Origin of the sequence: Leifsonia sp. Root112D2 (genome assembly GCF_001424905.1) — a bacterium.
Classification (GTDB): domain Bacteria; phylum Actinomycetota; class Actinomycetes; order Actinomycetales; family Microbacteriaceae; genus Root112D2.
In genome coordinates this window covers 2,250,897-2,277,505 of sequence record NZ_LMCU01000001.1, presented here as the reverse complement: position 1 = coordinate 2,277,505, position 26,609 = coordinate 2,250,897, and the positions used below count along the sequence as shown (strand labels likewise).

At 65.9% G+C, this 26,609-nt stretch carries 26 protein-coding genes and 2 tRNA genes; 9 read left to right on the top strand and 19 right to left on the bottom strand.

Annotation, left to right across the window (positions count from 1 at the left end; genetic code table 11):
- Positions 1–6: 6 nt before the first annotated feature.
- From ASC63_RS10615 to ASC63_RS10590, 6 genes are all read right to left on the bottom strand, one after another.
- On the bottom strand, positions 7–1,638 hold the full coding sequence (locus tag ASC63_RS10615) for a serine/threonine-protein kinase (RefSeq protein WP_055812888.1): 1,632 nt from the start codon (positions 1,636–1,638) through the stop codon (positions 7–9).
- Positions 1,638–2,999, bottom strand: a complete 1,362-nt coding sequence (locus ASC63_RS10610) for an FHA domain-containing protein (protein ID WP_055812886.1) — start codon at positions 2,997–2,999, stop codon at positions 1,638–1,640. The genes ASC63_RS10615 and ASC63_RS10610 overlap by 1 nt, the downstream gene beginning before the upstream one ends.
- 11 nt (positions 3,000–3,010) lie before the next feature.
- The gene (locus tag ASC63_RS10605; protein WP_055812884.1) at positions 3,011–3,838 is read right to left on the bottom strand and encodes a PP2C family protein-serine/threonine phosphatase; all 828 of its coding nucleotides are present in this window, start codon (positions 3,836–3,838) and stop codon (positions 3,011–3,013) included.
- The gene (locus ASC63_RS10600) at positions 3,835–4,887 is read right to left on the bottom strand and encodes a TerC/Alx family metal homeostasis membrane protein (protein ID WP_082487507.1); all 1,053 of its coding nucleotides are present in this window, start codon (positions 4,885–4,887) and stop codon (positions 3,835–3,837) included. Before ASC63_RS10600 ends, ASC63_RS10605 begins: the two co-directional genes overlap by 4 nt.
- Positions 4,888–5,109: 222 nt before the next feature.
- Positions 5,110–6,258: a sensor histidine kinase gene (locus ASC63_RS10595; protein WP_055812881.1), complete on the bottom strand. Its 1,149-nt coding sequence runs from the start codon at positions 6,256–6,258 to the stop codon at positions 5,110–5,112.
- Complete coding sequence (locus tag ASC63_RS10590) at positions 6,255–6,986, bottom strand: response regulator transcription factor (protein ID WP_055812877.1); 732 nt, start codon at positions 6,984–6,986, stop codon at positions 6,255–6,257. Before ASC63_RS10590 ends, ASC63_RS10595 begins: the two co-directional genes overlap by 4 nt.
- A gap of 140 nt (positions 6,987–7,126) precedes the next feature.
- Between ASC63_RS10590 and ASC63_RS10585 the strand changes: the two genes are divergently transcribed.
- The 3 genes from ASC63_RS10585 to ASC63_RS10575 are packed head-to-tail and all read left to right on the top strand — an operon-like array spanning position 7,127 to position 9,158.
- The gene (locus tag ASC63_RS10585; protein WP_055812874.1) at positions 7,127–7,792 is read left to right on the top strand and encodes a glycosyltransferase family 2 protein; all 666 of its coding nucleotides are present in this window, start codon (positions 7,127–7,129) and stop codon (positions 7,790–7,792) included.
- Entirely contained in the window at positions 7,789–8,463 is a 675-nt protein-coding gene (locus ASC63_RS10580) for a TIGR04282 family arsenosugar biosynthesis glycosyltransferase (protein ID WP_082487506.1), read from the top strand. Before ASC63_RS10585 ends, ASC63_RS10580 begins: the two co-directional genes overlap by 4 nt.
- Positions 8,460–9,158 (top strand): class I SAM-dependent methyltransferase, encoded by a 699-nt coding sequence (locus ASC63_RS10575; protein ID WP_055812871.1) that lies wholly within the window; start codon positions 8,460–8,462, stop codon positions 9,156–9,158. The genes ASC63_RS10580 and ASC63_RS10575 overlap by 4 nt, the downstream gene beginning before the upstream one ends.
- Here ASC63_RS10575 and ASC63_RS10570 read toward each other — a convergent pair.
- The 3 genes from ASC63_RS10570 to ASC63_RS16675 are packed head-to-tail and all read right to left on the bottom strand — an operon-like array spanning position 9,097 to position 10,735.
- Positions 9,097–9,552 carry a hypothetical protein gene (locus ASC63_RS10570; protein ID WP_055812869.1) on the bottom strand — a complete coding sequence of 152 codons (456 nt, stop codon included), beginning with the start codon at positions 9,550–9,552 and terminating at the stop codon, positions 9,097–9,099. The genes ASC63_RS10575 and ASC63_RS10570 overlap by 62 nt on opposite strands.
- A complete protein-coding gene (locus ASC63_RS16680) occupies positions 9,549–10,163 on the bottom strand; it encodes a molybdopterin-dependent oxidoreductase (RefSeq protein WP_235492146.1) in 615 nt (204 codons plus the stop codon). Before ASC63_RS16680 ends, ASC63_RS10570 begins: the two co-directional genes overlap by 4 nt.
- A complete protein-coding gene (locus ASC63_RS16675; RefSeq protein WP_235492137.1) occupies positions 10,160–10,735 on the bottom strand; it encodes a cytochrome b/b6 domain-containing protein in 576 nt (191 codons plus the stop codon). Before ASC63_RS16675 ends, ASC63_RS16680 begins: the two co-directional genes overlap by 4 nt.
- Positions 10,736–10,900: 165 nt before the next feature.
- On the opposite strand from ASC63_RS16675, the gene ASC63_RS10560 reads away from it, so the two are divergent.
- From ASC63_RS10560 to ASC63_RS10550, 3 genes are read left to right on the top strand one after another with little or no spacing between them, the layout of a single operon-like run.
- Entirely contained in the window at positions 10,901–11,842 is a 942-nt protein-coding gene (locus ASC63_RS10560) for an S-methyl-5'-thioadenosine phosphorylase (protein WP_082487504.1), read from the top strand.
- Entirely contained in the window at positions 11,842–12,987 is a 1,146-nt protein-coding gene (locus ASC63_RS10555) for an NAD-dependent epimerase/dehydratase family protein (RefSeq protein WP_055812866.1), read from the top strand. Before ASC63_RS10560 ends, ASC63_RS10555 begins: the two co-directional genes overlap by 1 nt.
- A 29-nt stretch (positions 12,988–13,016) precedes the next feature.
- Positions 13,017–14,330 carry a glycosyltransferase family 39 protein gene (locus tag ASC63_RS10550; protein WP_055815367.1) on the top strand — a complete coding sequence of 438 codons (1,314 nt, stop codon included), beginning with the start codon at positions 13,017–13,019 and terminating at the stop codon, positions 14,328–14,330.
- Between the two features lie 135 nt (positions 14,331–14,465).
- On the opposite strand, the gene ASC63_RS10545 is transcribed toward ASC63_RS10550, so the two are convergent.
- The 3 genes from ASC63_RS10545 to ASC63_RS10535 form a co-directional block, all read right to left on the bottom strand.
- Positions 14,466–14,541 (bottom strand) — tRNA-Glu (locus tag ASC63_RS10545).
- A 40-nt stretch (positions 14,542–14,581) separates the two neighbouring features.
- Complete coding sequence (locus ASC63_RS10540; protein ID WP_082487502.1) at positions 14,582–15,568, bottom strand: diacylglycerol kinase family protein; 987 nt, start codon at positions 15,566–15,568, stop codon at positions 14,582–14,584.
- A gap of 36 nt (positions 15,569–15,604) precedes the next feature.
- The gene (locus ASC63_RS10535) at positions 15,605–17,716 is read right to left on the bottom strand and encodes a heavy metal translocating P-type ATPase (protein WP_235492128.1); all 2,112 of its coding nucleotides are present in this window, start codon (positions 17,714–17,716) and stop codon (positions 15,605–15,607) included.
- Positions 17,717–17,771: 55 nt separating this feature from the next.
- Here ASC63_RS10535 and ASC63_RS10530 point away from each other — a divergent pair, with 55 nt between their 5' ends.
- On the top strand, positions 17,772–18,410 hold the full coding sequence (locus ASC63_RS10530) for an MBL fold metallo-hydrolase (protein WP_055812863.1): 639 nt from the start codon (positions 17,772–17,774) through the stop codon (positions 18,408–18,410).
- Between the two features lie 9 nt (positions 18,411–18,419).
- Here ASC63_RS10530 and ASC63_RS10525 read toward each other — a convergent pair whose 3' ends face one another.
- On the bottom strand, positions 18,420–18,695 hold the full coding sequence (locus ASC63_RS10525) for a hypothetical protein (RefSeq protein WP_055812859.1): 276 nt from the start codon (positions 18,693–18,695) through the stop codon (positions 18,420–18,422).
- A gap of 85 nt (positions 18,696–18,780) precedes the next feature.
- Positions 18,781–20,151, bottom strand: coding sequence for an aminomethyltransferase family protein (locus ASC63_RS10520; RefSeq protein WP_055812856.1), 1,371 nt, complete (start codon positions 20,149–20,151; stop codon positions 18,781–18,783).
- 135 nt (positions 20,152–20,286) lie between these two features.
- Between ASC63_RS10520 and ASC63_RS10515 the strand changes: the two genes are divergently transcribed.
- Complete coding sequence (locus ASC63_RS10515) at positions 20,287–21,168, top strand: IclR family transcriptional regulator (RefSeq protein ID WP_055812853.1); 882 nt, start codon at positions 20,287–20,289, stop codon at positions 21,166–21,168.
- Positions 21,169–21,214: 46 nt separating this feature from the next.
- Here the strand turns inward: ASC63_RS10515 and ASC63_RS10510 are convergent, their stop codons facing one another.
- Entirely contained in the window at positions 21,215–21,898 is a 684-nt protein-coding gene (locus tag ASC63_RS10510; RefSeq protein ID WP_055812850.1) for an SDR family NAD(P)-dependent oxidoreductase, read from the bottom strand.
- Between the two features lie 141 nt (positions 21,899–22,039).
- Between ASC63_RS10510 and ASC63_RS10505 the strand changes: the two genes are divergently transcribed.
- Entirely contained in the window at positions 22,040–22,906 is an 867-nt protein-coding gene (locus tag ASC63_RS10505) for a helix-turn-helix domain-containing protein (protein WP_055812848.1), read from the top strand.
- Positions 22,907–23,050: 144 nt separating this feature from the next.
- Here the strand turns inward: ASC63_RS10505 and ASC63_RS10500 are convergent.
- The 4 genes from ASC63_RS10500 to ASC63_RS10485 all read right to left on the bottom strand — a co-directional run bounded on the left by ASC63_RS10500 (position 23,051) and on the right by ASC63_RS10485 (position 26,602).
- Positions 23,051–23,122: transfer RNA gene (locus ASC63_RS10500), tRNA-Gln, on the bottom strand.
- Between the two features lie 117 nt (positions 23,123–23,239).
- Entirely contained in the window at positions 23,240–24,148 is a 909-nt protein-coding gene (locus ASC63_RS10495; protein WP_442915067.1) for an NAD(P)/FAD-dependent oxidoreductase, read from the bottom strand.
- Positions 24,149–24,219: 71 nt separating this feature from the next.
- Positions 24,220–25,737: a glutamate--tRNA ligase gene (gltX, locus tag ASC63_RS10490; protein WP_055812842.1), complete on the bottom strand. Its 1,518-nt coding sequence runs from the start codon at positions 25,735–25,737 to the stop codon at positions 24,220–24,222.
- Between the two features lie 91 nt (positions 25,738–25,828).
- Complete coding sequence (locus ASC63_RS10485; RefSeq protein ID WP_055812839.1) at positions 25,829–26,602, bottom strand: fumarylacetoacetate hydrolase family protein; 774 nt, start codon at positions 26,600–26,602, stop codon at positions 25,829–25,831.
- Positions 26,603–26,609 lie beyond the last annotated feature (7 nt).

Genomic DNA, 26,609 nt, shown 5'->3' with positions numbered 1-26,609 from the left:
GGGGTTTCACTTGTCGCACACCTTCAACGGATTGGGCGAGGTCTGCCCGTCGCGCAGCACAACGATATTGATGCAGACGCGCGAGCCCGGCACCACCCCCGTCACGACGGCCTTCGGTTCGACGACAAGGTTCTTATTGTCCGGCGTCTCAGCCGCGGCCCAGAGGTATTTGTCGTCCTTCTGCGGCTTCGGGTTCGTCCAGACGAACGTCACCGATTTACCGTCGGCGCTGGGCGTTGCCGTGCCCTTCTTCGGCGAGGGAATCGTGGAGATGTCGAGACCGCCCCCACCACCCTGAACCGGATCGGGGCCGGTGGTCTGTTTCGGATCGCCGCCGAGCGTGGGCAGAAGTACGGCGGCCGTGACCCCACCGGCCACGAGCAGCACGGCCACGATGCAGGCGATGAGGATGCCGAGGCGACGGGTTCCGTGCGCGGCATCCGTCACGGGCGCGTGCTCGGCCGGCAGCACCTCTGCCTCGGCTGGCGCCCGGCGCGGCCGCATGACCGTCTGTTCGACGCTCACCGGGGTGCGCAGGCGAGTGGACTCCTGCGGACTTTCGGGCACGGGTGTCGCGGCTGCACGGGCGACGGGGCGCTCAGGCTTATCGGTGTTGCCCGGCTTCTGAACCGCGATGGTGGAGACCGAGCGAACCCGGGTCTCGTCGGCGTCCTCTCCGCCCTCCGGGCGCGCCTCCGGCGTGACCACGAGGTTGGGCACCTCGATGCTGGTGGGCGTGTAACCGAGCTCGAGCTCGACGCGCTGCAGCGCACGAGCGAAGTCGACCGCGCTGGAGAATCGGTCGGTACGGCGCGTGGCCATACCCTTCTGCAGCACGGCGACGAGCGACCGAGGAATGTCCTCGCGCCCGATGGGCGTGATCACGCCGCGCTCGATGCGCCCGATCAGGTCGAGGGTTCCGTTCGAGCGGCCGACGACCTCGAACGGCGTTCGCCCGGCGAGCAGGGTGTGGATCGTGGCCGCGAGCGAGAACACGTCGCTGCGCACATCCGGCTGCGGTTCGTCTTCGAACATCTCCGGCGGTGACCACGGCACGCTCATGCCCACGGATTGGCCCGACCCGGTGCCGGTGTCAGTGGCCTGTTCCCGAATCTTCTCCGCCGTGGTGGTGTGTACCGGCAGCTCTTCCTCGAGGGTGGACGAGATGCCGAAGTCTGTCAGCGCCGGCCAGCCGAAGGCGTTCGTGAGCACATTGGCCGGTTTGATGTCCCGGTGCAGGATGCCCGCCGAGTGCGCGGTCGCGATGGCACTGGAGAGGCGCACCCCCGTGCGCAAGGCATCCTCGACGCTGAAGGTATCGCGTTTGTAGCGGTCGGCCAGGCTGGGGCCGGAGCAGTACTCCATGACGAAATACGGCCGGGCGTCGGATGCGACATCCGCGTGATAGATCGTGACGATATACGGGTGCGCAGACAACTGCGCCATGAGGTTGGCCTCGGCGACGAACTGGGCACGCGTGGCCGCATTCAGTTCCTCGGTGAGCAGCACCTTGACCGCCACCTTGCGGCGCGGCAGCTGCTGGTCATAGAGGAACACGTCGGAGAACCCGCCGGAGCCCAGAACCTTGACATAGTCATAGCCGGGAAGCTCGGGTGGCTGGGAGGCGGCCCGGCGCATCACTCTTCACACACCGTCATGCTCACTCCCCCGCCCAGGTCGACGACGGTGCCCACTATCACCGAGGTCGGCTCGCCCTGCCGAAGCTTCTGCGGCGCCTTACCGGGCAGCACCACTATCGTGCCGTTGCGCGAGTGCAGATCTGTCACGACCACGGTGTCCCCCTCGACGGAAAGCTGCACGTGATTGCGCGAGATGTCCTGATCGGCGCTGCCGACCGTCACCAGACGCGGCATGTGCCCGCCGGAGACCTTGCTGACGCTCGGTGCGCGCCCGATGAGCACCGGCTGCCCCAGATATTCCTTGGTTCCATTCATGAGGGTGAGGTAGAAATCCGGACTCTTCGGCGCTTCCGGTGCGGCGTTGTCCTCGCCGGGCGCATCGGCACCCTTCTTCTTCCCCGACGCGTCGCGCTTGGCCTTCCTGCCCTTGCGCAGCTTCTGGATGTCTCCACTGAAGACGGTGAGGCCGTCGTGATCGCCCTCCGCCTCGCCCAGCGGGTCAGCCCCGGTGACGAAGGCGGGGAGATCGATCTTCTTGCTCTGCACGTCGACCTCGTCGGGCTCGGCTTCTTCGCCGGCGCGCACGGCCGCGTCTTCGACGCTGCGCATCTGGGTGGCGCCGAAGAGATGGTCATAGCCGGACTGCTCGTCGATGGATGCCTCCGCGTCACCCCGTACCGCGTCGCCCGGGGCCGCGTCGCCCTCGGCGCAGGGAGCCTCGACGATCGTCTCCTCGCTCGCGCGCTCCTCGTGCGAATCGGGCGTGGCTGTCGGTTCGGGTGCGGCTGGTGGTTCGGCTGCATCGACGACCGGCACCTCGGCGGTCGGCACCTGTGCTGGTGTGGCTGCTGCGCGAGGCGGCAGCACAACCGTATGGTCGGCATCCGCTTCACCGTATGAGCCCAGACGCAGCCCGCTGACCCACGAGGCGCCCTCGGCCAACGGCAGGAACACGGCGTCGGATACCTGCGGTGCGTCTCCGCACTGCAACCGAAAACCCGTGACACCGGAGACAGACTGCTCGAACCACGTCGAGACGGCTGCGCCGGAAAGGTCGCGATCTCCGGCGACGGTGTCGAGGGAGAGGCTCACATCCCCGCGCAGAATGCAGCGCACACTCGCCGGTGCGGCAATCGGGTCGCCCTCCCACTCCACGAGGGCGAACGGCGGCGTGGCCGACAGTCCCTTCTTCGTGAGCGATTCGAGCGAGGTACGCAGGCCGTCCGGGCGCGCGATTGAATCCCAGAGCGCACGGATGTCTGCCGTCGAGAACGCATCCTGACTGTTCACGACCAGCAGTCGTCCCGCGGCAACCACCGCGAGCCAGCCCCCTGCTGCCGCATGTTGAACCTCAAGCACGACTCTCGCCCCTACCCTCTCGGCCTGGTGTCTTCGAGGAATTCATGCGCGGTCGCCGGTCGGTCCCGGGTCGAATCCGGATCGTCGGCGACATCCCCCGCCTGCGATTCAACCACGATTACCGTCACATTGTCCCGCCCACCAACCTCGAGCGCGGCGTCAACCAGAGCGTCGGCGACGCTCGCGGCATCCGTGTGGCCGGCACCGGTATCGGCCAGAATCATGGCGATGGCCTCGTCGTCGAGCTCTTTGCAGAGTCCGTCTGAACAGATCAGGAACGTCTGCGTGCCCGTCACCGGCAGCAACCAGACGTCCACCTCAATGGTGTCATCGGCACCCAGCGCGCGCGTGATCACATTGCGTTCGGGGTGGATGAGCGACTCACCGACGCTGATCGCACCGGCATCCAGAAGCTCCTGCACGGCAGAATGATCGACGGTCAGCTGGCCGAGCGTTCTGCCGTCCCAGCTGTACACCCGCGAATCGCCCACGTTGACGACCATCCAGCGCGGCTCGTCGTCGGCGTGCACCTGCACGACGCCGGTGAGCGTCGTTCCGGCCACGGCCACGCCCGAGTCATCAACGGTGGAGAGGGCACGAACGGCATCGTTGGCAGCGTGTACGGCCGCAACCACCTCGTCGGGGCTGGGGTCGTATCCTGCCGGCAGAAACTCTCCGAGCACCCGCACGGCGGCCTGGCTCGCCTTGTCGCCACGAGCGTGGCCGCCCATCCCGTCCGCCACCAGAAATGCCGGAGTTCTCGCCACGAAGCTGTCTTCATTGACCTTGCGCACACTGCCCACATCGCTGCGTGCACTTGCCTCGACGTTCACGTTCACTGACCCTTTTCCTCCTGAGACTGCTGTGCGCCCCCCGTATGCGGGTCACTCTGTTCTAGACCATTCTTACCTGCATGACGGGTATCCCACTGCAACTTCAACAGACTCGCGACGGTAGCAACCGTCATCGCCGCAACAATGACGATGAGCGAGGTCCAGGTTCCGATGTCGGGCGCCCACTCAAAAGGCCGGCCGTCGTTCAGGAATGGTACGGCATTCGCGTGCATCGCGTGAAAGACCAGTTTGACGCCGATGAAGGCGAGGATGAACGCGATGCCGTAGGAGAGGTACGCCAGCTTCTCCAGAAGGTGGCCGAGCAGAAAGTACAGCTGCCGCAGCCCCATGAGGGCGAAGATGTTCGCCGTGAACACGATGAACGGGCTCGTGGTGATGCCGAAGATCGCGGGAATCGAATCGAGGGCGAACAGCAGATCGGTGGTGCCGAGTGCGAGGAACACGATGATGAGCGGGGTGAGCATGCTGCGGCCGTTCACCGTCGTGCGCAGCTTGAATCCGTCGTACTGTTCGGAGATGCGCAGCCTGCGTCGCAGCATCCGAACGATTGCGTTGTCTTCGCTCTCGTCCGACGGGTGCGCGAACAGGCCGTGAACGGCGGTGTAGAGCAGGAATGCACCGAAGAGATAGAAGATCCAGGCGAAGTTCGCGATGAGTTGAGCCCCGACCAGAATAAAAATTCCGCGTAGTACGAGCGCGACCACGATGCCCACCATGAGCACCTCTTGCTGCGAGGATCGCGGCACCTTGAAGCGGCTCATGATCACCACGAACACGAACAGGTTGTCGATGCTCAGGCTGTATTCGGTGATCCAGCCGGTGATGAATTGCCCCGCGTGCTCGGCGTCGCCGAGCAGAAATATCAGCAACGCAAAGAGGAGAGCGAGCGCTACGTAGAACGAGATCCACAGTGCGGCCTCGCGCGGCTTCGGCACGTGCGGTCGTTTGATGATCAGGGCAAGGTCCGCCACAAGAATCACAATCAGGACGATGAAGGATGTGATCTCGAAACAGAGCGGAAGGGCGAGTTCCATGGGTTCCTCTCTTCGGGCACGCTCACGCGCGATGGCCCGAAAGTCTCTCCCGCACCCATGATGGTGCCGCCGCCCCCGGGGCCGCGATGACACGACCCGTACTGACGAGAATGGCGTGGGCGCACGGTGCGCGCCCTCCGGAATACTCCCCTTCGATTGCGCAAGTCTAACCGGTGGCTGTGGGCCTCTCCCACTCCGTGAGTCTGCGCTTCTTCCCCCGGCTCAAGACTCCGGGCCGTTTGCCGGCAGACTGATGTCGAATCGGCATCCTCCTGCGATGTTTCTGACGGCGATGGCCCCTTGATGCGCAGTGACGATGCCGTGCACTATCGCGAGTCCAAGTCCTGCGCCGGCGGAGCCGAACGCATCCCCCGGGCCGCGGGCCGCACTCGAGCGCCAACCGGGCTCGAATATCTTGGACAGGTCGTGCTCGGAAATGCCGCCTCCGCTGTCCTGCACCGACAGCACGGCGCTGCCCGCGCCATCCGGTTGCGCGCTGATGGAGACCTCGGCGCCGGCCGGTGAATGCTGGATGGCGTTCATCAGCAAGTTCCCCACCACGCGGGTGAGTTCACGGGCGTCGCCGAGCACGCTGAGGCCCTCCGCGGTGCTTTCACGCAGCGTGATAGACCGGGACGCGGCAAGGGTTGCAACGTCGGCAACCGCATCGCTGACCAGGTCGTATACCGAAATCGGCTCAAGCGCGAGCGACAGGGTGCCGGATTGAATCTTCGACAGCTCGAACAGGTCATCGACCATGCCCGAGAGATGCTCCACCTGGAGGCGCATCTGCCGGTGGAAGCGTTGTGGGTCCTCAGCCATGCCATCTTCGAGCGCCTCCGCCATCGCTCGCAGGCCGGCCAGAGGAGTGCGAAGGTCGTGCGAGATCCAGGCGATCAGCTCCCGCCGGGAGGCATCCATCGCGGCTACCTCCTCGCGGGATTCGGCAAGTCTGCGGCTCGTCTCGGCAAGGTCGGCAGCAAGGTCACCGAACTCGGCGTTTTGACTGTCGTCGGCTGTGAACTGGATGCGCTGCCCCTCGCTGATCGAGCGAGTGATTTCACGCAATCGAACGGCGTTTCGAGTGAAGGCCCGCCCGAGCACCAAGGCCACCCCCAGCGAGACCAGCGCGGCGACACCCGCGACATAAAAGGTGACGACCAGATCGTGTGGCGACAGGTACATCTCCTGTGCGACCGCAATCATCCCGACGGTGACAGAGACGATGGCGGTTGCCACGACGACGCAGAGCTGGGCGAGCAACGGTGCGCGGCGCGCGAGGCGTAACACCGCCAGGCCGAAAGCACCGATCACGAGGGCGCACACCAGCGCTATCGAAAGGATCGCGACGAGATCGGAAAATGGAATCACGATGCTGTCACTTCCAGTCGATATCCAACGCCCCACACCGTGCGGAGGATGGTGGGTCTTGTCGGATCGTCTTCGATCTTTTCGCGCAGCCGTCGTACCGCGACCGTCACGGTGGAAAGGTCGCCGAAGGTCCAGCCCCACACCGATCGCAACAGCGTCTCACGCCCGAACGCCTGCCCGGGGTGCTTGAGCAAAAATGCGAACAGCTCGAATTCACGTGCCGAGAGCGCCAGCTCATCACCGTTCTTCGCCGCGATACGCGCTGAAGGGTCGAGGTGGAACGGACCGAGCTCGAACGGGGCCTCCGGAGTTAGCTCCGTCACACTGCGACGCAAGATCGATTGCACACGCAACACCAGCTCGCGCGGCGAGAACGGTTTGGTCAGGTAGTCGTCGGCGCCCGCCTCCAGGCCGACAATGCGATCTTCCGTTGCGTCCAACGCGGTGAGCAGAATGACCGGCGTGCTCGATCGCTCGCGGATGCGTCGGCATACCTCCGCCCCGTCGATGCCCGGCAGCATCCGGTCGAGCACAATCAAATCGGGCGCGACGCGCCTCACCATCTCCAGAGCCGTGAACCCGTCGTTGGCCCGGTCCACGAGAAATCCTGCCGCGCTCAGGTAACTGCTTGCGACCTCCTGAACCGTCGGGTCGTCCTCCACGACGAGAACGCGCCGACCGAGCAGTGGATCGGCCTGCTGCGCATCCGGCCGCGATGGGTTCGTCATCGACTCGCACTCCTCATTCCCTCAGACTAGAGCGGCTGCAGCCCCACGGTGGAGGGGAACTCTGCGTGAGAGCCGTCACGTTTCCGGATCGTAAGACTTTCTGCTGGGATCTCTCTCACGCACATTCATAAGGTCGAGACATGCCTATCGCCGTCGTGGATGTCGTCCTGCCGTGTCTAAACGAGCAGGCCGCATTGCCCGGCGTGCTCAGCCGCATGCCAGCAGGGTTCCACGCGATTGTGGTCGACAATGGGTCGACGGATTCCTCGGCACGGGTCGCCACAGAGTACGGCGCGACCGTGGTCTTCGAGCCGCGGCGCGGATTCGGCGCCGCGGCCCACGCGGGTCTGCTGGCCGCGACCGCGCCCATCGTCGCATTCTGCGATGCGGACGGTTCCTTCAATCCCGTGCAGCTGAACCGTGTGGTTGATCCGATACGAGCAGGCGTCGCACAGTTGGTGCTGGGACGCCGTCGCGCCGTCACGGCCGGTGCCTGGCCGCTGCATGCCCGCCTCGCCAACGCCATACTCGCCCATCGTCTCCGCGCCATAACCGGGGCATCACTCCACGATCTTGGCCCGCTGCGTGCCGCAAGCCGTGAGGGGCTTCTGGGGCTGCGCCTGCAGGATCGGCGGAGCGGATACCCCCTGGAGATGGTGCTGCGCGCAGCGGATGCCGGCTGGCGAATTGCGGAGATCGACGTGGATTATCATCCGCGAATCGGCCGATCGAAGGTGACCGGAACCGTTCGAGGCACTCTCACCGCGGTGCGGGACATGTCACGGCTCCTGACGGCATCGCGATGACGACGCTCGTGATCATCGCCAAGCAATGCCTGCCCGGACGCGTCAAGACGAGACTGCACCCGCCGTTCAGCCTCGCAGATGCCGCACGCATCGCGCACGCGAGCCTGACGGACACCCTCAACGCTGCCGACACTCTGCCTGCGACACGACGCATCCTGTTCTTCGAAGGCGATGAGCCGCCCGTCGAGGCCTCGGATTACGAAGTGTGGCCGCAGCCACAGGGCTCTCTCGACGAGCGAATCGGCTCGGTTTTCGACGCGTGTTCCGGGCCGACAGTGCTGATCGGAATGGATACCCCGCAGATCGCAGCGTCTAACCTCGGCTGCGTGTTCGAGCCGTGGCCGCAGGGCACGGACGCGTGGTTCGGGCCCGCCGCCGACGGCGGCTTCTGGGCGCTCGCCCTTGCCGAGCCGCGCGGCGACCTCGTGCGCGGCGTGCCAATGTCCCGGCGCGACACGGGGAGCATCCAACGCAAACGTCTCGTGGATGCCGGACTGCAGGTACGCGATCTACCCGAGTTGACCGACATCGACACTGTGCGCTCCCTGGAGGACGTGGTGTCGCACCTTCCCGTATCCACCGTCGCTCACATCGTTGACGAGATCCAGAGGACGGCTGCGACGGAAGTCGTCAGCCTCAGATCACCGCTCGGCCAAGGGCTACCCTCATGACGAGTATTGTGCTCGGGTCGACTGCGCCGGCCAGCTCGGGATACTTTGGCGCCGGCGCACAGGAGCCGTACGACCACGCCTTGACGAGGGGCCACGGTGTGCTCTCTCTGCGACCCACTACCGATACCGGCATGGATACCGCGAGCCGCATTGACGTTCGCCGTTTTCTCGGCGACGCGTCCGAGTCGGAGCGCCTGCTGGTCGAACGATTGGAAGGACCGATTCTCGATATCGGCTGCGGTCCCGGTCGACTCGTGAAGGCCTCCATCCTTGCCGGACGGCTCGCGCTCGGCATCGACACCTCGAAGACGGCGACGGAGCTTGCCCGCGCGAATGGGCTGCCTGTTCTTCGCCGCAACGTGTTCCATCAGCTGCCAAACGAAGGCGAGTGGGGTGTGGCGTTGCTCTTCGATGGCAACATCGGCATTGGTGGTGAGCCGGCGGCACTCCTGCAGCGCTGCGCTGCGCTCGTGCACGGCGACGGCCGCATCGTGGTCGAGGCACACAACGACACCGTGCGCGACCGCTGCTTCCGCGGCGTCATCACCGACGATTATGGGCGATCCAGCCTGCCATTCGACTGGGCAGAGGTCGGCACGCTGGCGCTGCATGAATATGCGCAGCGCGCCGGTCTCACTCTGATGCGGGAGTGGAGCGAGCGGGAACGCTCTTTCGCCGAGTACGCGCCACGATGAGAATGCTGCCCGCCGCGACAACGAGAATGATAATTGCCCACATCACGACGAGCCGAATACCGTAGTCGAACATCAGGATCGTTGGATTGGAGTTGCCGCGCGCCTGCGCAAAGATCTCGGGCGCGACCACCAGCGTCAACAGCGCTCCGACCACGAAACCGATCTGCACCAGATTCAACGCGGCAGCAGGCAGGGCCCGTCCGGCTCGAACCGAGAGCCCCGAGAACACGAGGGTGAGAGGAACGAACACGCCATCGTGCAGGAGCACGGCGCACGCGAGCCAGATTGCCAAATCGAGGAGCTGCTCGAAACGTATCGACTGCACCATGGCCAGCACGCCGACCGCCGCGAGTACGACACCGATCGCAATGAGGAGCGCTCGGGCGGATTTCATGAAATCACCTCGATGGACGCAAGCCACTTCGTCTGCAGAACTCCAGGGCGGCCCGGCGCGATGATCCGTGCAGGGTAGCCGTGGTCGAGATCGAGCGGTGCGCCGTTGACGGCAAGAGCAACGAGAGTAGTGTCGTCGCGCACATATTCGGCCGGCATGTGCGTGACCCGGTAGTAGCCCTTCGGCTCCAGACTCGTGATTCGCACGGCGGCTGCCTGCGCAGCACCGACGCTGTCCAGCACGTGCTTCAATCGCACTCCCTGCCAGTGCGCTGAGGTGCTCCACCCCTCGACACAGGCAATCGGCAACACCGCCTCGGTCTGCGGCATAGCCTCGAGTTCGCGGCGGCCGAAGCGCCGCATGCGAGTACCGTTTCTGACGCTCAGCTGCCAGTGGCTGGCCGTCGCGAGAGCCCCGACTGCAGCCTGCTCTGCCGTGCGGTTGACAGGCAGATTCTGCGGCCCTGTTCCCCATTGCCTCGGTGCGAAAGCGTTGAACGGCGCAAGCCAGTGAAATGACTGGCCCGCGGTCAAGCCGACGAGGGCGAGCGCGGACGCGCCCACTCCGACAAGGAACGCACGCCTTTCCACGGGTGCTCCCTTGCCCGTCATCGTGTGCCTTCCGGATCCGGCTGCGCCGGTCGTCGCCAGTGGCGCACGATCAGAGGCAACTTGACTGCGATATGCACGGCGATCGCGCCCACGATCACCCAGGCCAGACCGTAGTGAGAACTTCGGAACGAAAATGCCCACGGATACCACTGGTACGAATTGATCAGGCCGATCACCGGCTCGAGCACTGCCGCGGCGACAAGCACCGCGACCGAGACCCGTTCCAGTAGCGTGCGCACCGAGTCGAAGGGCGGCCAGACGAAGAGCTTGGGGTAGACCACCCAGAGCTTGGCGAAAATCAACGGAAATATCGCGATGCCCACCGTGACGTGTATGCCCTGAGTGAGGGCATACAGATTTGTCGGGCGCGTGGGAAAGACCATCCACGGCAATGGTTGCTGCAGGAAGTGGCTGTACAGCCCCGTGAGAAAGCAGATCACAAAGGCCGAGGCGAGCAATCGCCCCAGCACCACGGTCGTCCGAGTCGTGCGCACCGGCGATGCCAGCCCAGCCTGAATGACGGCGGCGCGGGCCTGCAGCCGGTCGCCGACTCGCTGGGTGAGTCGCGTCATGTTTCCAGTGTCGTCAGCGGGCGTTCGGTTCGCGGCCGTCAAACCTTACGGTCTGCGAACGCCAACGAATCCGTCACCACTCCGTAATCGGTTGTGACCCCGGTCAGGGTCACTTCCTTGCCAAGCTGGCCGTACGGCTGATGACGGCAGTGGGAGAGGACAACCATGGCACCGAGCAACTACACATGGGGGGACGCCGGCGCCGCCCCCATCGGGCTTATCGGCGGTTCAGGCCTCTATCGCTTGTTCGATACCGATGTTGCCACCGTACGTCGCATCCCGACCCCCTACGGTGCGACATCGGCCGAAGTTGCGATCGGCCAGTTCGCAGGGCGGCAGGTGGCGTTCCTTCCCCGCCACGGCACCGACCACTCGGTACCGCCGCATCGCATCGGTTACCGGGCCAATGTGTGGGCGCTCGCCTCGCTCGGCGTGCGTGCGATTGTCAGTTCCAGCGCAGTGGGGTCGATCTCATCCGATCTGCAGCCCGGCGCCTTTGTGGTGCCGGACCAACTGATCGACCGCACCTGGGGCAGAGACGACACCTTCTTCGATGCGGGTTCGGTTCAGCACCTGCCGTTCGCCGACCCCTATTGCCCACAATTACGTCAGACCGCGCTGACCGCTCTCGCCACACTCGGCGAGCACCCTTCGGGCACGGGCACGACCGTCGTCGTGCAGGGGCCCCGGTTCTCCACGCGCGCGGAGTCACGATGGTTGCGTTCGGCGGGCGGCGACATCGTGAACATGACGCAGTACCCGGAAGTCGCCCTCGCGGCCGAGCTCAATGTCGGTTACGTGAACCTCTCCTTCGTCACCGATACGGATGCTGGCGACACCGAGACAGAGGCCGTGGAGGCTCAGGTGGTGCTCGACCGGCTCGCCGCCGCGGGCGGACGTATCCGGGAGGCGCTGGCGGCCATCGTGGCGGCAATTCCGGTCGACTATGCCCCGCGCGAGGCAATTCCGACGGATGCAGTACGGCAGGTTCTCGCGAAGTCGCCGGTCAGGGGTGCGACGCCGACCGTGCATGCGACGCGGGCGGACGGCCCTCTCGAACGACGGGATGCGGTCAGCCGACAGACGGCAGCATCGGAGTCGCGCTGATGCCGAGGATACTGATCACTGGCGGTGCCGGATTCATCGGTTCGCACATTGTCGACCTGGCACTGCACCGTGGGTGGCACGTGCGTGTGGCCGACTCGTTCCGACATGACGTGCACGCGCACTCTGCGTCGAGCGGCTCCTCATCAGGCCCAATGAGCGGGGATGCCGCGTGGGGTGAGGCATCCCAACGTCCCGGCCTGGAGGTGGTGCGTGCCGACGTGACCGACCCCGATGCGGTCGACGCTCTGCTGCACGACATCGACGTAGTCTGCCATCAGGCAGCGAAGGTGGGACTCGGAGTTGACTTCGACGATGCCCCCGACTACGTGCACAGCAACGAGACCGGCACCGCTACGGTGCTCGCCGCCATGGCCCGCGCCCGGGTCGATCGGCTGGTGCTCGCTTCCTCGATGGTCGTCTATGGCGAGGGCGGATACCGGGACGGAGACGGTCCGGTTCTGGCACCGCCCCGTGCCGCTGCCGACCTGCACGCCGGTCGGTTCGAGCCGGTCTCGCCCCGAACACGCGAGAACCTGCAGCCCGTGCTGATCTCCGAAGACGCCCTCCTCGACCCGCGCAATGTCTATGCCGCGACCAAGGTGGGACAGGAGCATCTCGCGACCGTATGGGCGCGCGCCACCGGAGGCCGAGTGGCGATGCTTCGCTACCACAATGTGTACGGCCCACGGATGCCTCGAGACACGCCGTACGCGGGCGTCGCCTCGCTGTTCCGCTCGGCTCTGGATCGCGGCGAGGCACCACGTGTGTTTGAGGATGGTGCCCAGCGCCGCGACTTCGTGCACGTCAGCGACGTGGCATCCGCCAACCTGGCCGCGGCCGCGTGGACGGCGCAACAGCCGGAGGGCAGCGCACGCGCCTTCAACATCGCCAGCGGAGTGGTGCACACCGTCGGCGACCTGGCCCACGCGCTCGCCGAAGCGCTCAATGGACCGGCGCCGATCATCACCGGCGAGTACCGGCTGGGCGACGTGAGGCATATAACCGCCTCGAACCAGCGTGCCTGCGATGAACTGGGCTGGCGGGCGGAGGTGTTGTTCGCCGACGGGGTACAGTCGCTCGCCACGGCGCCGAGCCGGGCAGCGGAACCGCCGTCGACCGGTGCGCCGGCCGCCGCCGCGATGTGAACGTCGACAAGGCGAGCATCGCCCAACGGATGACGGCGCCCTGGGTCGGCCTCAGCGTGGCTGTGCTACTGATCGCCGCAGCGATGATCGTGCCCGCACTCACGGGACTGAACGTGCACGAGAGCACCTTCCCACCGCTGCACGCCAGTTGGCGGCCCCGCATCGGCCCCGGCACGATTCCGGCGATCGCGGTTGCGGTGCTCGGCGTGATCTTCGCGCCGCGCGCGGCGGCCCTCTGGCGCTGGCGGGGCGTGCTGATAGGCGCCTACCTGCTCGGTCTGGCCTGGCTGGTCGCGCTCGCGGCGGTCGACGGCTGGCGTGGAATCGGGCACATTCTGGACACCCCGCACGAGTATTTGCCGACCGCCCGATCGATCACGGACATCGTCGCAACCCTCCACGGTTTCGTCGACCACATTCCCCTGCAGAGTCACGATAACTGGCAGATCCAGATCGCCGGACATCCGCCCGGCGCGCTGCTGTTCTTCGTGCTACTAGCACGGCTTGGACTCGGCAGCGGGCTCGCCGCCGGGATAGTGGTTGTGTTGATCGCCGCCACGGTGCCGATCGCGGTACTGATCACGCTGCGCCGCCTGGGCGGGGCCGATGCGGCCCGCCGGGCGGCTCCCCTGCTGGTGCTCTCACCCATGGCGATCTGGATGGCCGTCTCCGGCGACGCGGTGTTCGCCGCATTCGCCGCGTGGGCGCTCTGCTGCCTTGCGGTGGCGGCGACCACGCGCTCACGAACGGCGGCGGCAGGCTGGGCGGTGGGCGCAGGTTTGTTGTTCGGCTGCTGCACGATGTTGTCGTATGGATTGCCATTGCTTGGCGTGCTCGCGCTTACAGTTCTGATCGCTGCCCGCTCGTGGTGGCCGCTGCTCTGGGCGGTCGGTGGAGCAGTGGCGGTCGTGCTGGTGTTCGCGGCCTTCGGCTTCGCGTGGTGGCAGGGGTATCCGGTGCTCGTGCAACGGTACTGGGCAGGCGATGCCCACCTGAGGCCAGGAACGTATTGGACCTGGGCCGACCTCGCCGCACTGTGCATCGGCGCCGGCCCTATCCTCGGTGCGGCCGTCGCGGCAGCGATCGCCCGAATCAAGGGAGTCTTCAGGCGGGAACCGGCCGAGCTCGCCGCGGTGCTGCTCACGATCGCGGCGCTGCTCTGCGTGGTGCTAGCTGACATCTCGCAAATGAGCCGGGCTGAGGTGGAGCGCATCTGGTTGCCGTTCATGCCCTGGCTGCTGGTCGGCACCGCGCTGCTGCCCCCGCGCTGGCGGAGATACGGGCTGGTGGCACAGACCGGGTTCGCACTTCTGGCGCAGCACCTGCTCGCCACCGGCTGGTGACGTGAGTCCCCTGGCATCTTCCCGGTTGTCGCTCCGACGACCGAGTCGACGATATCGAGAGTTACTCCGGGCCGCCCCACCGGGCCGGAGCGAAGAAAAGCCCGGACACCAGTGAATGACTGGTATCCGGGCTGTTGGTGACCCCAGCGGGATTTGAACCCGCGTTACCGCCGTGAGAGGGCGACGTCCTAGGCCGCTAAACGATGGGGCCGCTTGCAACTCATCGAGTATGCCATACCCCGTGGGTGCATTCAAACTGTGGAAGGCCCGGCCCCCTCGGTGCGCCCTGCAGATCGCGGACGCGGGGTGGTTTCGCTGGCCAGGGGTGCAGCCAGCGGCGCCAGCACACGCAACGCTCCCGGCACGATGTCGATGTCGATGGGGAGCGCCCCAATGCGCTCGCCGTCGGCCATGGCGACGATGTCGTCCGCGTCGATGCGCACCGAGCGCACGCGCGAGATGTGCACCTCGTCGAGCTCGGTATGCGTACCGGAGAAGACCTTCGGGAACACGCGGAGGAAGGCGAGCCGTCGCATCGGCGACACGAGGAAGAGATCGAGAAGCCCGTCGTCGAGGCGGGCCTGCGGAACGATGCGCATTCCACCACCGATCGAGTTGCCATTCGCCACCGAAATGAGCAGCGCCCGCTCGGTGCGCGGTACTCCGTCCACGACCAGGCGGTATTCGATCGGCTTGAGCGTGAGCATCTCCCGCAACAGCGCCAGCGTGTATCGACTCGCGCCGCGCGGCCACGACATGTGGTTCGCCCGATCATTGACAATTGCGTCGAACCCGGCAGAAACCGCACCGGCGAACCAGGTGGTCAGCTCACCGTGACGCACCCGGCCCGCGTCGATGACACGCGGCGGGCGGCTCAGCATGGTCACGAGGGCGCGCACCGCGGCATCCGTGTCGTCATGCGGCAGGCCGAGTGAGCGCGCCGTGTCGTTGCCGGTTCCTGTCGCGACGATGCCCAGAGGCACGGATGTTGTGGCCACGAGGTTCACGCCCATGCTCACCATGCCGTCACCGCCGACCACGACCAGAGCACGATCATCGTCACGAAGTGCCGCCTCCGTCTCGCGTCGAAGGAGTTCGAAGTTGGCCGCGCTCACGGCGACGGCCTCGTACCCGGCCGCCGCAACGGCATCAACCACGCCCGCGCCCACCGCGAGGTGCTTGCCAAAGGCCGCCGTGGGGTTGATGGCCACGACGACACGGGACGGTGCAGCGCTCATGACCCGATTATGACCGACTCCGTACCCGTCGCGGCATCACCCGATCGGGGCGCGCCGCAGCAGTTGAGCGTTCAGCGCCACGACGATCGTCGAGATCGACATCAGCACGGCTCCGAGCGCCGGGGAGACCACGAAACCGAGGCTCGTCGTCACCCCGGCCGCCAGCGGAATGGCCACCACGTTGTATCCGGTGGCCCACGCCAGGTTCTGCCACATCTTGCGGTAGGTGGCCGCCGACAGTGCTATCACGGTTGTCACACCGCGTGGATCGCTGGAGGCGAGCACAATGCCCGCGGACTCGATAGCGACGTCGGTTCCGGCCCCGATGGCCATGCCCACGTCGGCGCGCGCCAGCGCGGGCGCGTCGTTCACGCCATCTCCCACCATCGCGACCCTGGAACCGTCTTTCTGCAGGCGCGCGACGACATCCGCCTTGTCGGAAGGCAGCACTTCGGCGAACACCTCGGCAATGCCCAGCTCGGCCGCGACAGCGGCACCGACGGCCTGCGAGTCGCCCGTGAGCATCGCCACGCGGATACCACGCTTCGTGAGAGTCTCGATCGCCTCTTTCGATTCCGGCCTGATGACATCCGCTATGGTCACGAGCCCTTCAACGCGATCATCGACGGTCACGAACACGACGGTACGACCGGCGCGTGATGCGGCATTCGCGGCGTTCACGAGCTCGGGCTGCGCGGTGAGTCCGCGCTCGGTGAGCACGCGGGGTGCCATCACCGAAATGGAGCGGCCGCCAACAGTGCCCGACACGCCCCGGCCCGCGGATGCCTCGAAATTACCAGCGTGCGGCCAGCTCAGCCCGCGCTGACGCGCCTCGGCAACGATTGCCCGCCCGATCGGATGCTCGGCGGCCGACTCGATGCCCGCAGCATGAGCCAGCAGCTCGGCTTCGTCGACGCCTTCGGCCGTCACCACGGATGCCACACCCTGCCTGCCCTCGGTGAGGGTGCCCGTCTTGTCGAAGAGCACGACATCGATCGCGCGCGCCTCCTCAAGCGCATGCCTGTCGCGCACGAGAAGTCCGCGACGCGCACCCCGCGCGGTAGAGATCTGCGCAACGAGCGGGATGGCGAGTCCGAGGGCGTGCGGGCAGGCGATGATGAGCACGGCAACGACGCGCTCAAGCACGAATGCCGGGTCGTCGGGGCGCAGCAGCCACCAGACGACCAGGGTGATGACGGCCGCGGCGAGCGCAACGTAGAACAGCCATGCGGCGGCACGATCGGCCAACAGCTGGGCGCCGGACTTGCTGGCCTGGGCATCCGCGACGAGTCGCATGATCCCGGCCAGCGCCGTGTCAGAACCGGTCTTCGTGACGCGCACGAGGAGGGATCCGCCGCCGGCGATGCTCCCGGCGACGACGGCGTCACCCATGCCGCGCTCGAGCGCGCGCGACTCCCCCGTGAGCATCGACTCATCGATCTCGGCGCTCCCCTCGACGATCTCGCCGTCGGCGGCAACCGCTGCCCCCGGTCGCACACGAACGAGGTCGCCCACGCTCAGATCGGAAACGGCGACGGTCTCTGCGCGCTCCGGCTGCCCGTCGTGACGATGCACCCGCTCCGCCTCGTTCGGAAGCAGCCCGGCCAGCTCGCCGAGAGCATCCTGCGCCCCCATCACCGCGGACATCTCTATCCAGTGACCAAGCAGCATGATGGTGATGAGGGTGGCCAGCTCCCACCAGAAGTCCATGCCGGCCAGGCCGAGGGTGACAGCGAGGCTGTAGCCGAGGGCCACGATGATCGCCAGGGAGATGAGTGTCATCATTCCGGGCTGCCTGCCGCGCAGCTCGGTCACGGCGCCGCGCAGGAAGACCATGCCTCCGTAGACGAAGAGCACGATGCCGAAGACAGCGGGAATGAGGCTGCTGCCCGCAAAACGGGGCCCGGACAGGCCGAGAATGTCCTGCAGACCCGTTGAGAAGACCATCGTCGGCACCGTCAGCGCCAGGCTCAGCCAGAACTTGCGCCGGAAGATTGCGGGGTCGTGACCTTCATGACCGGCGTGGCCAGCATGCGGGTCGTGAGCGGAGTGCATGTCGTGGTCTGCGTGTTGCGCGTGCTCGCCGGCATCGTGGTCTGCGTGCGCTGGATTCGTCTCGTTCATCACGATGTCGATGGTACCCCCCATGGGTATCAGATGACAACGAGTTGCACGGCGCAGCAATTGGGTATTAGCTCAGAGAATGCGACTGACCAAACTCGAACATGCTGCGCTCGTCCTCGAAGATTCCGGCAAGAAGCTCTTCGTCGATCCCGGGTCCTTCACCACTCCGATCACGGACTCCGCCGGTGCGGTCGCCGTCGTCATCACCCACGAGCACGCCGACCACTGGACGCCGGAACAACTGGGGCGCATCGTATCCATGAACAAGGGCGTACCGATCTACGCCCCCGAGGGCGTCGCGGCGGCCGCGACCGACTTCGACGTCACCGTCGTGCACGCCGGCGATACCGTTGAGGCCGGCCCCTTCACCCTCACGTTCTTCGGTGAGAAGCACGCTGTCATCCACTCCTCCATTCCCGTGGTCGACAACGTCGGAGTTCTGATCAACGACACGCTCTTCTACGCGGGTGACGCCTTCACGATTCCCGAGGGTGTTGAGGTCGACGTTCTCGCTGTTCCCGCAAGCGCCCCCTGGCTCAAGGCCGCCGAGTTCATCGACTACGTGCTCGCCGTCAAGCCCCGGCGCAGCTTCCCCACCCACGAGATGGTGAATTCGGTCGCCGGCAATCAGATGGCGAATGGCCGCATCGCCTGGGCTACGGAGCAGAACGGTGGCGAATTCTTCCCGCTGGTTCCGGGCGACACACTCGATATCTGAGCGAGAAGATCAGGCCGCGCGACGCAGCATTCTGCGTCCTTGCGCCACGTGAGTCCTGGCACGAGCCTTCCATCCGGCGAGCAGGCGGTCGAGATCACGATCCGTCGCCCGCTTCGGGTGGTCGGCGAGTTCGCGCGCAAAACGCATCCGCTCCTCCATCGGCAGTTCCCCTGACCAGGGGAATGCCGCCTGCAGGCTCGCCAGTTCTTCGGCAACGCGCACGCGATCATTCAACTGTTCGTTGACGTGCAGTGGGTCGACGCTGGTGTGAGTGGCTTTCGACATCGCTTGGCCCCTTTCCTTGACTGTTAACCACAACACACGGCGGCTCCAAATTATTGCCCGGCGAGATCGCTCCGCCGGGTCGCCCTCAGTCGTTTGCCCGATACACCGACCGCGCATAGTCGTGATAGGGCGCCGGGGCAACCGTGGCACGGATGCGCACCTGGCGGTGTGCGGCGTCGACCTGCGGTTTGTGGGAGATGGGGTTCTCACCCCAGACCACCTCGACGACGGATCCATCGGGTACCGCGACGTCGATCGACGCGAGTGACATGTAGAGCTGATCGAAGGCGACGTAGCCGGCATCCGTTGAAATGCCGACCTGCGCCCCATCCTTCTGCACCTCGTCCATCTGGTAAAAGCCGTAGCGGGCCTTGGGAAAGTCGAGGTATTTCGCGGGAGTACCGGGTTCGACCTGTGACTTCACAATGTCGGCGACGTCATCCGCATTCCACAACAGGGTGACCTTGCGACGACTCGGCGCCTCCGCGATTTTCTCCAGCGCCTCTCGCCCGTGAAAATCATGGTCGAATTTCACCGAACGACCGAGACCGAGGTCGAACGGTGTGAAGTAGAAGTCGTGCACGTCCGTCGAATACAACGAGCCGCCGATGGAGCCTGCACGGGCCGCCGGAAGCCATTCGCGGTAATCGGCGAAGTCGTCGTCGAAGATCGCGGGGAACGGCGTCGGCACCCATCCGGATTCGAGCGGAGAACTCGAGTAGGCTTTGGCCCCGACTCGCCGAATCTCGAACTCTTCGCCGGCGGCGAGTATCGCGTCTCGCACGATCTCGTTGTGCTCCCACGCACCGTAGAACTCGAAACCCGGTTGTCCTGCCATGCCATGACGAAGCCCTTTGACGGGCTTACCGGCAATGCTGAGATCGGCAATGTGGAAGAACTTCACCTCGGGCGGCGGGCCACCCAGCAGCTTCGTCATGACCTCGTTGGCGACCGGCCCCTGCAGCTGGTACCGAAAGTATGTCGGCGAACCATCGCGCATGTTGGAGTTCGGCTCGAGCCGGTGGTGCACGTCTTTTCCCGCAGCCTCTGCCTTCTCAACGGTGTAGCGCACCCAGTCGATGAGAATATGGTGCCCGATCAGAACGAGACCCTCGCGCTCGTCGGAGTTATAGAACAGGATGCCGTCGCCAATGAGATAACCGTCTTTGTTGACGGAGATGAGCTGCTTGGCCACACCAGGGCGGAACGTGGCAAAGGTGTTCGGGGAGATGGCCATCAGCGTGGGGATGAGGTCGGCACCGCCGAGGAACAGCTGGGTCATGTGGTGGGACTGGTCCATGAGCGCGACAGTTGTGCTCCACGCACGCTGCTCGTCGCGCCAATTGGTGAACTCGGGGGCGATGGGAAAGGTGATTGACGGCCAGTCCTGATCACGCAGCAACTCGACAGCACTGCCGACGCGCGCAATCGCCTGGGCAAGATTCTCTGGAGACATCGTTGTTCCTTACCTGGTGTTCTGCTCCGGCGTCGACGGTGACGCACCGGAAGTGTTTCGAAGTTTAGAAGCCGACCCGACCTGTGTGCCCGGCATATTCCTTTCAAAGGAATATGCTGTGAACGAGGAGGCGGCATGGCGCGTCAATCGAACGGTGCCTCGGCGATCAGCCGGGCCGTCACCGTGTTGGACGCGTTCTCCTTCGAGTCGCCATTCCTTTCGCTCAGTGAAATCGCGCACCGGGCGGGAATAGCCCCATCATCGGCCCACCGCGTCGTGGGCGAACTCGTCGCCCACGGGCTTCTCGAGCGGATGCCGGACCGCAGCTACCGCGTCGGCATCCGGCTCTGGGAGATCGGCAGCCGCACCCCCGGCGCGCTGGGACTGCGGGAGATCGCGCGCCCCTCCGTGCACGCCGTTCAGTCGGAGGTCAGACAGCACACCCAACTTGCCGTGCGCTCGGGGCTCGATGTTCTCATAATCGAACGTCTCTCCTCCCATGACGCGGTGGTGAACGCGTCTATCGTCGGCGGTCGCATCCCGCTGCAGCACTCCTCGAGTGGGATAGTCCTGCTCGCTTTCGCCGAAGAAGAAGGGCTGTTGGAGCGCATTGTTCAGCGCGGCCTCGCCCCGATCACCCCGTCGAGCCTGCAGACCGAGGCACACCTTCGCGACGCCGTCGAGACGGCGCGCCGAGACGGCTATTGCATCGCGGAGGGCCGCATCTTCGCGGAGTCGCGCGGAATAGCCGTGCCCGTGCGCGGCTCTCACGATGTCGTCGTCGGTGCACTCGGAATCGTCGTGCCGAACGACGGCAGCCCCGCTCTCGACTGGGTCAGGCTGCTGAACCGCGCGGCGAAGGGCATCTCGGAGGCGCTCCTGCGCAGCTACCTTCCGCCGGGGCATCCGCAGGCCACTCCGGGCGGCGCCTATCGCAACCTCGTGAACTCCTCCGAGCGTTCCATGGCCTACCTCGAGCACCTGAACGACGAGCGCGATGGCAGCGGGAGCCGATAGGGACGCTCGCGGCCGGACGCTGTGGCGCCAGGACCCCCACCGCCTCTCACCAGGGCAGTTGCCCCGCTTCATCCTGGAAGGTTCCGGTGGGGCCGTCTGCCGCCAGCGTCGCCCACCGCACGACGAACCGGGCGCTTTCGGCCACCGGTCGCCCGATGCCGAAGTCCGCGGTCATATCGGTGGCGGTGGTGCCGGGCTCGATGGCGTTGAATTTGATACCCGGGTGCGCCTTCGCGTACTGCACCGTCAGCATGGTCGCGGCCGTCTTTGACGCCGCGTAGAGCGCGAGTGGCATGGCGAATTCTGGCCTCTCCGGGTTGTTCACGGCCCAGAACGAACCGGCGCTGCTTGAGATGGTGACGACGTTGGGGTTCGACGACCGGCGCAGCAGGGGCAGTGCCGCCTCCGTGACACGCACGATGCCCACGGCGTTCGTGTCGAACGAGCGCAGGGCCGCGGGGCCGTCGAGCGCAGCATCGAGCACGCCGGCGTTGTGCACGAGAACGTCGAGGCGCCCCTCGGCCGCATCTATCACGGTCAGCGCGCTCGACACCGATGCGTCGTTTCTCACGTCGAGCTGCACGAACCGTGCCCCGAGCGCCGCCGCGGCGCGCTCGCCTCGCTCGACGTCACGAGCGCCGATGTAGACGGTGTGTCCCAGCTCGAGGAGCTGCTGCGCGGTCTCGAAGCCGATGCCCTTGTTGGCTCCGGTGATCAGTGCGACGGTCATGTGTGTCCTTTATCGAAATATTCGGCCCGAACCGGCCGTTGATAACCGTATGAGCGCACGCGATTTCGGCCCAGAGTCCCCTTCGGACCGGGGCCCAGCAGGGCCCCCTCTCGTGACTCCGAAGCTGCTTACGGTAGTTGCATGAACGAATCGACCAACGCCCTCGGTGCGTTCCTGCGAGCACGACGCGAGTTGGTGACACCGCTGCTGGCCGGCATCCCCGATGACGGTGCGCGGCGCGTACCGGGCCTGCGACGCGAAGAAGTCGCCATGCTCGCCGGCATCAGCGCCGACTACTACCTGCGGCTGGAACGCGGTCGCGACCGGAACCCGTCCCTGCAAGTGCTCGAATCCATCGCCCGCGTGCTGCAGCTCGATGACGACCACTTCGCCCACCTGCTCACCCTCGTCGCCCAGGTGCCCCGGCAGCGTCGGCGCCGACCGCGCAAGCAGACCCCGCCGCCGGGCGCGCTGAAGCTGCTGGCTTCCCTCACGCAGCCCGCGTTCATCGAAAACCGGTACTTCGACGTTCTGGCCTCCAACTCGCTGATGCGAGCCATCGACCCGCGCCTCGCGGTCGGCGGCAACCAACTGCGAGATATGTTCCTCGACCCAGCGGAACAAGCGCTGTACCCGGAATGGGCCAACGCAACGGAGTGCCTCGTCGCCAATCTGCGGCAGGCGGTCGGCACCGACGTCGACGATCCCCGTTTCATCGAGCTCACCGGAGAGCTCACGCTCGCAAGCCCCCGGTTCCGCCAACTCTGGGCACGGCACGAGGTGCGGGGCCAGACGGGTGGCGTCATGCGATTCGACCACCCGCAGCTCGGCGAGCTGAGCCTCAACAGAGAGCGGATGAGCATCGCCGGCGCCAACGGACTGATGCTCGTCGTATTCCATCCGGATGCCGCGTCCAGCGACGCGGACACGCTTGCGTTGCTGGCCTCCGCAGCCACCGCAGCTACCGACCCCTCGGCTCCTCTTCACAAGACTCAGGAGCACGCGTGACAGCAATCGGCATCATCGGCACAGGCCAGGTCGGATGTCAGATCGCCTCCGCATGCATTTCGACCGCCGATCACGATGAAACGTGATCAATCACGTCATCACGATCCGACAAGCAAAAAGCCCCGGAGAACCGGGGCTTGGAAGCTGGGGTACCTGGACTCGAACCAAGAACAACTGAACCAGAATCAGCCGTGTTGCCAATTACACCATACCCCACCGACCAGAACCGAAGCCCGGGCCGACTGTCAACTTTAGCCTACCGGGAGACCCCCGCAAAACCGACGCCAGCCGGCCTAGCCAACCGCCGAGAATGGCGCGAGTGGGTCGTGCGCTTCAGGCCGGGTTCAGCGGGCCGATGAGGTCGCTGTTGATCGCCGAAGCTGCAACGGCGCCCGCCCCCGCCGCCACGATGAGCTGCTGGGGGCCAGCGGTCGTGGGGTCGCCGGCCGCGTAGACGCCGGGCGCCGAGGTGCGGCCGCCACCGTCCACGACCAGCAAGCCGTCGGCATCCGTCTGCAGTTCGAGAGAATCGGCATAACCGAGCGCGGGTGCCCACTGCGGCCGCACAAAGCCAGCGGTGCGCGGCACCATCTCGCCATCGGCGAGTTGCACGCCGCTCATCGTTCCGCGCTCCCCCGCGATGTCGGTGATGGCCCGCCTCTCCACCCGAATACCCCTCGCGGCAAGCGCACGCTCGTCACCGTCGCTGATCGCGCCCACCCCGTTGGTGAACACGATGAGATCGCGCGACCACTGGCCCAGCAGCAGCGCGCGCTGGGCAAGATCGACGGACTCGCCGATGAGCGCGAGCGCGGCGTCCACCTTCTCGTAACCGTCGCATTCGATGCAGCTGTGCAGGTGGGTGCCGTAATAGACACGCAGGCTGGGCAGCGCGGGCAGGGTCTCGATGAGGCCACTGGCAATCAGCACCGTGCGGGCCGTGACCGCTCGATCCTGGCCGCCTCGGATGCCGCGCGCGGCCACCACAAACACCTCACCGACCCGGGTGACACCGTCTACAACCGCCGACAGCAGCTCGCCGTCAGGATACGATTCGACCTCGTCCCGACCGAGCTTGCGCAGTTCGAGGGGCGAGATTCCGTCGCGGCTGAGGTAGCCGTGCGCGTGCAGAGTTGCGGCGTTGCGCGGACGATTCGCGTCGATCACCAGGGTGCGGCGGCGGGCACGCACCAGGTTGAGCGCCGCGGAGAGACCGGCCGGGCCGCCGCCGATGACTACCACGTCGTAGTCGGTCGCAGGCGTTTCGAGACGGCCGCGGGCGACATCCGGGGCGAGCGGGTCTGGCGCGTTCACTAGACGAGACTGGCGGACAGCCGGTCGAGGCGGGCGATGGTCTCGGCCTTGCCGAGAATCTGCATGGACTCGAACAGCGGCGGCGAAACCCTGCGACCCGAGATGCCGACGCGCAACGGGCCGAAAGCCACACGCGGCTTCAGCCCGAGTCCCTCGATGAGGGCGTCGCGCAGCGCCGACTCCAGCGCCTCATGCGTCCACTCTGATTCGGCGACAACCTCGAGCGCACCGAGCGACGCGGCCAGCACTTCGCCGGCGGTGGCGGGCAGAGAGGCGCGCGCGTCATCTTCGATCACGAGCGACGTGGCATCCGTGAACAGGAAGCCGAGCATGCCGGGCGTCTCGCCGAGCAACTGCACGCGTTCCTGGACGAGCGGTGCCGCCTGGTCGAGCACGTCGCGCTGAGCAACGGTAAGCGGCTCGCTGAGCACGCCTGCCGCCACAAGGTACGGCACGGTACGATTCGCGAAATCCTCGACGTCGAGCAGGCGAATATGGTCGCCGTTGATCGACTCGGCCTTCTTCAGGTCAAAGCGCGCCGGGTTGGGGTTCACATCTTTCACGTCGAATGCGGCGACCATCTCCTCGAGGCTGAAGACGTCCTGATCGGCCGAGAGTCCCCAGCCGAGCAGCGCCAAATAGTTGACGAGGCCCGCGGGAATGAAACCGCGGTCGCGGTGGTGGAACAGGTTCGATTCGGGGTCGCGCTTCGAGAGCTTTTTCGTGCCGTCGCCGAGCACAGACGGCAGGTGGCCGAACAGCGGCACGAAGGTGGTCAGCCCGATGTCGATGAGCGCGTGGTACAGCGCGATCTGGCGCGGGGTCGAGGGCAACAGGTCCTCGCCGCGCAGCACGTGCGTCACGCCCATGAGCGCGTCGTCGACCGGGTTCACGAAGGGATAGAGCGGATGCCCGTTCGGGCGCACCACGACGAAGTCGGTGAAGGATCCGACCGGAAATGTGATGTCGCCACGTACCAGATCGTGAAAACCGAGCTCGGTGTCTGGAACGCGCAGTCGCAGCGCGGGAGCCCTGCCCTCGTCGCGAAACGCCTGCCGCCGGGCATCCGTCAACTCGCGCTCGAAGTTGTCGTAACCCATCTTCGGGTCGCGCCCCAGCGAGACGTTGCGTGCCTCGATTTCCTCGCCGGTGGCGAAGCTTTCGTAGATGTGACCGGATGCCTTCAGCTTCTCGATCACGTCGCTGTAGATCGCGGAGCGCTCCGACTGCCGGTACGGACCGTGCGGGCCGCCCTTCTCCACTCCCTCATCCCAGTCCAGGTTCAGCCAACGCAGCCCGTCGAGAATCTGGCCGTAGCTCTCCTCACTGTCGCGCGCGGCGTCCGTGTCTTCGATGCGGAAAATGAGCTTGCCACCCGTGTGCCGGGCATACGCCCAGTTGAACAGGGCGGTGCGGATCAGGCCGACGTGTGGCGTGCCGGTCGGCGAAGGGCAGAAGCGCACGCGAACGTCGCTACCGGTGGCCGTGGAGAACGGGTGCGTGGAGGTCTCAGACATATGCCTCCATCTTACTGAGCGCGCTGGAGCTGAGAGGATCGCGCCAGCGATCCCGCGACGCCAGCGCCGAGCGAGCCTGCGAGCTCGGTACCTACACGCGACGACGAACGGGGTTGCTCAGCGTTCCAATGCCTGAAATCTCGACCTCGACGGTGTCGCCGTCAACGATCGGCCCGACGCCGGCTGGCGTTCCGGTGAGAATCACGTCGCCGGGAAGCAGCGTCCACACGCTCGAGGCGTACTCGACTATTGCGGCGATGGAGTGCACCAGATCGCTCACGCGCCCATCCTGGCGCACCTCGCCGTTCACGCGCGTCTGCAGCGTGGCGGATGCCGCGTCGAAGTCGGTCTCGATCACCGGCCCGAGCGGGCAGAACGTGTCGAAGCCCTTGGCCCGCGCCCACTGGCCGTCGGCCTTCTGCAGGTCACGCGCCGTCACGTCGTTGGCCACGGTGTACCCGAAGATCACCTGATCGGCGTCGTCCGCGCGCACATTCTTGGCAATGCTGCCGATCACGATAGCCAGTTCGCCCTCGTGCTCCACCTGGTTCGACTGCGGGGGCAGTGTGATGGTGTCGTTCGGCCCGATCACCGAGGTGTTCGGCTTGAGGAACAGCAGCGGCTCCCCCGGTGCCTCTCCGCCCATCTCGGCAGCATGGTCGCGGTAGTTCTTGCCGACGGCAACCACCTTGGAACGGGGGATGACCGGGGCCAGCAGCGTGGCATCCGCGAGCTTCACGCGCTCACCCGTCGTGTCGAATCCGGCGTACATGGGGTCGCCGTTCAGCACCACCAGTTCGTTCTCGTCTTCGTCGAGAATGCCGTAAGACAGGGCACCGTCATGGCTGAATCGTGCGATCTTCATGTACGAA

What these genes read in the sequence shown, in the direction of transcription:
- ASC63_RS10570 (WP_055812869.1), bottom strand. Translation starts at nt 9,552, where the DNA reads ATGAAATCCGCCCGAGCGCTCCTCATTGCGATCGGTGTCGTACTCGCG.
- ASC63_RS10520 (WP_055812856.1), bottom strand. Translation starts at nt 20,151, where the DNA reads ATGTCTCCAGAGAATCTTGCCCAGGCGATTGCGCGCGTCGGCAGTGCT.
- gltX (WP_055812842.1), bottom strand. Translation starts at nt 25,737, where the DNA reads ATGTCTGAGACCTCCACGCACCCGTTCTCCACGGCCACCGGTAGCGAC.
- ASC63_RS10560 (WP_082487504.1), top strand. Translation starts at nt 10,901, where the DNA reads ATGGCACCGAGCAACTACACATGGGGGGACGCCGGCGCCGCCCCCATC.
- ASC63_RS10615 (WP_055812888.1), bottom strand. Translation starts at nt 1,638, where the DNA reads ATGCGCCGGGCCGCCTCCCAGCCACCCGAGCTTCCCGGCTATGACTAT.
- ASC63_RS10515 (WP_055812853.1), top strand. Translation starts at nt 20,287, where the DNA reads ATGGCGCGTCAATCGAACGGTGCCTCGGCGATCAGCCGGGCCGTCACC.
- ASC63_RS10540 (WP_082487502.1), bottom strand. Translation starts at nt 15,568, where the DNA reads ATGAGCGCTGCACCGTCCCGTGTCGTCGTGGCCATCAACCCCACGGCG.
- ASC63_RS10550 (WP_055815367.1), top strand. Translation starts at nt 13,017, where the DNA reads ATGACGGCGCCCTGGGTCGGCCTCAGCGTGGCTGTGCTACTGATCGCC.
- ASC63_RS10485 (WP_055812839.1), bottom strand. Translation starts at nt 26,602, where the DNA reads ATGAAGATCGCACGATTCAGCCATGACGGTGCCCTGTCTTACGGCATT.
- ASC63_RS10510 (WP_055812850.1), bottom strand. Translation starts at nt 21,898, where the DNA reads ATGACCGTCGCACTGATCACCGGAGCCAACAAGGGCATCGGCTTCGAG.
- ASC63_RS10505 (WP_055812848.1), top strand. Translation starts at nt 22,040, where the DNA reads ATGAACGAATCGACCAACGCCCTCGGTGCGTTCCTGCGAGCACGACGC.
- ASC63_RS16675 (WP_235492137.1), bottom strand. Translation starts at nt 10,735, where the DNA reads ATGACGCGACTCACCCAGCGAGTCGGCGACCGGCTGCAGGCCCGCGCC.
- ASC63_RS10525 (WP_055812859.1), bottom strand. Translation starts at nt 18,695, where the DNA reads ATGTCGAAAGCCACTCACACCAGCGTCGACCCACTGCACGTCAACGAA.
- ASC63_RS10580 (WP_082487506.1), top strand. Translation starts at nt 7,789, where the DNA reads ATGACGACGCTCGTGATCATCGCCAAGCAATGCCTGCCCGGACGCGTC.
- ASC63_RS10535 (WP_235492128.1), bottom strand. Translation starts at nt 17,716, where the DNA reads ATGGGGGGTACCATCGACATCGTGATGAACGAGACGAATCCAGCGCAC.
- ASC63_RS10575 (WP_055812871.1), top strand. Translation starts at nt 8,460, where the DNA reads ATGACGAGTATTGTGCTCGGGTCGACTGCGCCGGCCAGCTCGGGATAC.
- ASC63_RS10585 (WP_055812874.1), top strand. Translation starts at nt 7,127, where the DNA reads ATGCCTATCGCCGTCGTGGATGTCGTCCTGCCGTGTCTAAACGAGCAG.
- ASC63_RS10555 (WP_055812866.1), top strand. Translation starts at nt 11,842, where the DNA reads ATGCCGAGGATACTGATCACTGGCGGTGCCGGATTCATCGGTTCGCAC.
- ASC63_RS10590 (WP_055812877.1), bottom strand. Translation starts at nt 6,986, where the DNA reads ATGACGAACCCATCGCGGCCGGATGCGCAGCAGGCCGATCCACTGCTC.
- ASC63_RS10600 (WP_082487507.1), bottom strand. Translation starts at nt 4,887, where the DNA reads ATGGAACTCGCCCTTCCGCTCTGTTTCGAGATCACATCCTTCATCGTC.
- ASC63_RS16680 (WP_235492146.1), bottom strand. Translation starts at nt 10,163, where the DNA reads ATGACGGGCAAGGGAGCACCCGTGGAAAGGCGTGCGTTCCTTGTCGGA.
- ASC63_RS10530 (WP_055812863.1), top strand. Translation starts at nt 17,772, where the DNA reads ATGCGACTGACCAAACTCGAACATGCTGCGCTCGTCCTCGAAGATTCC.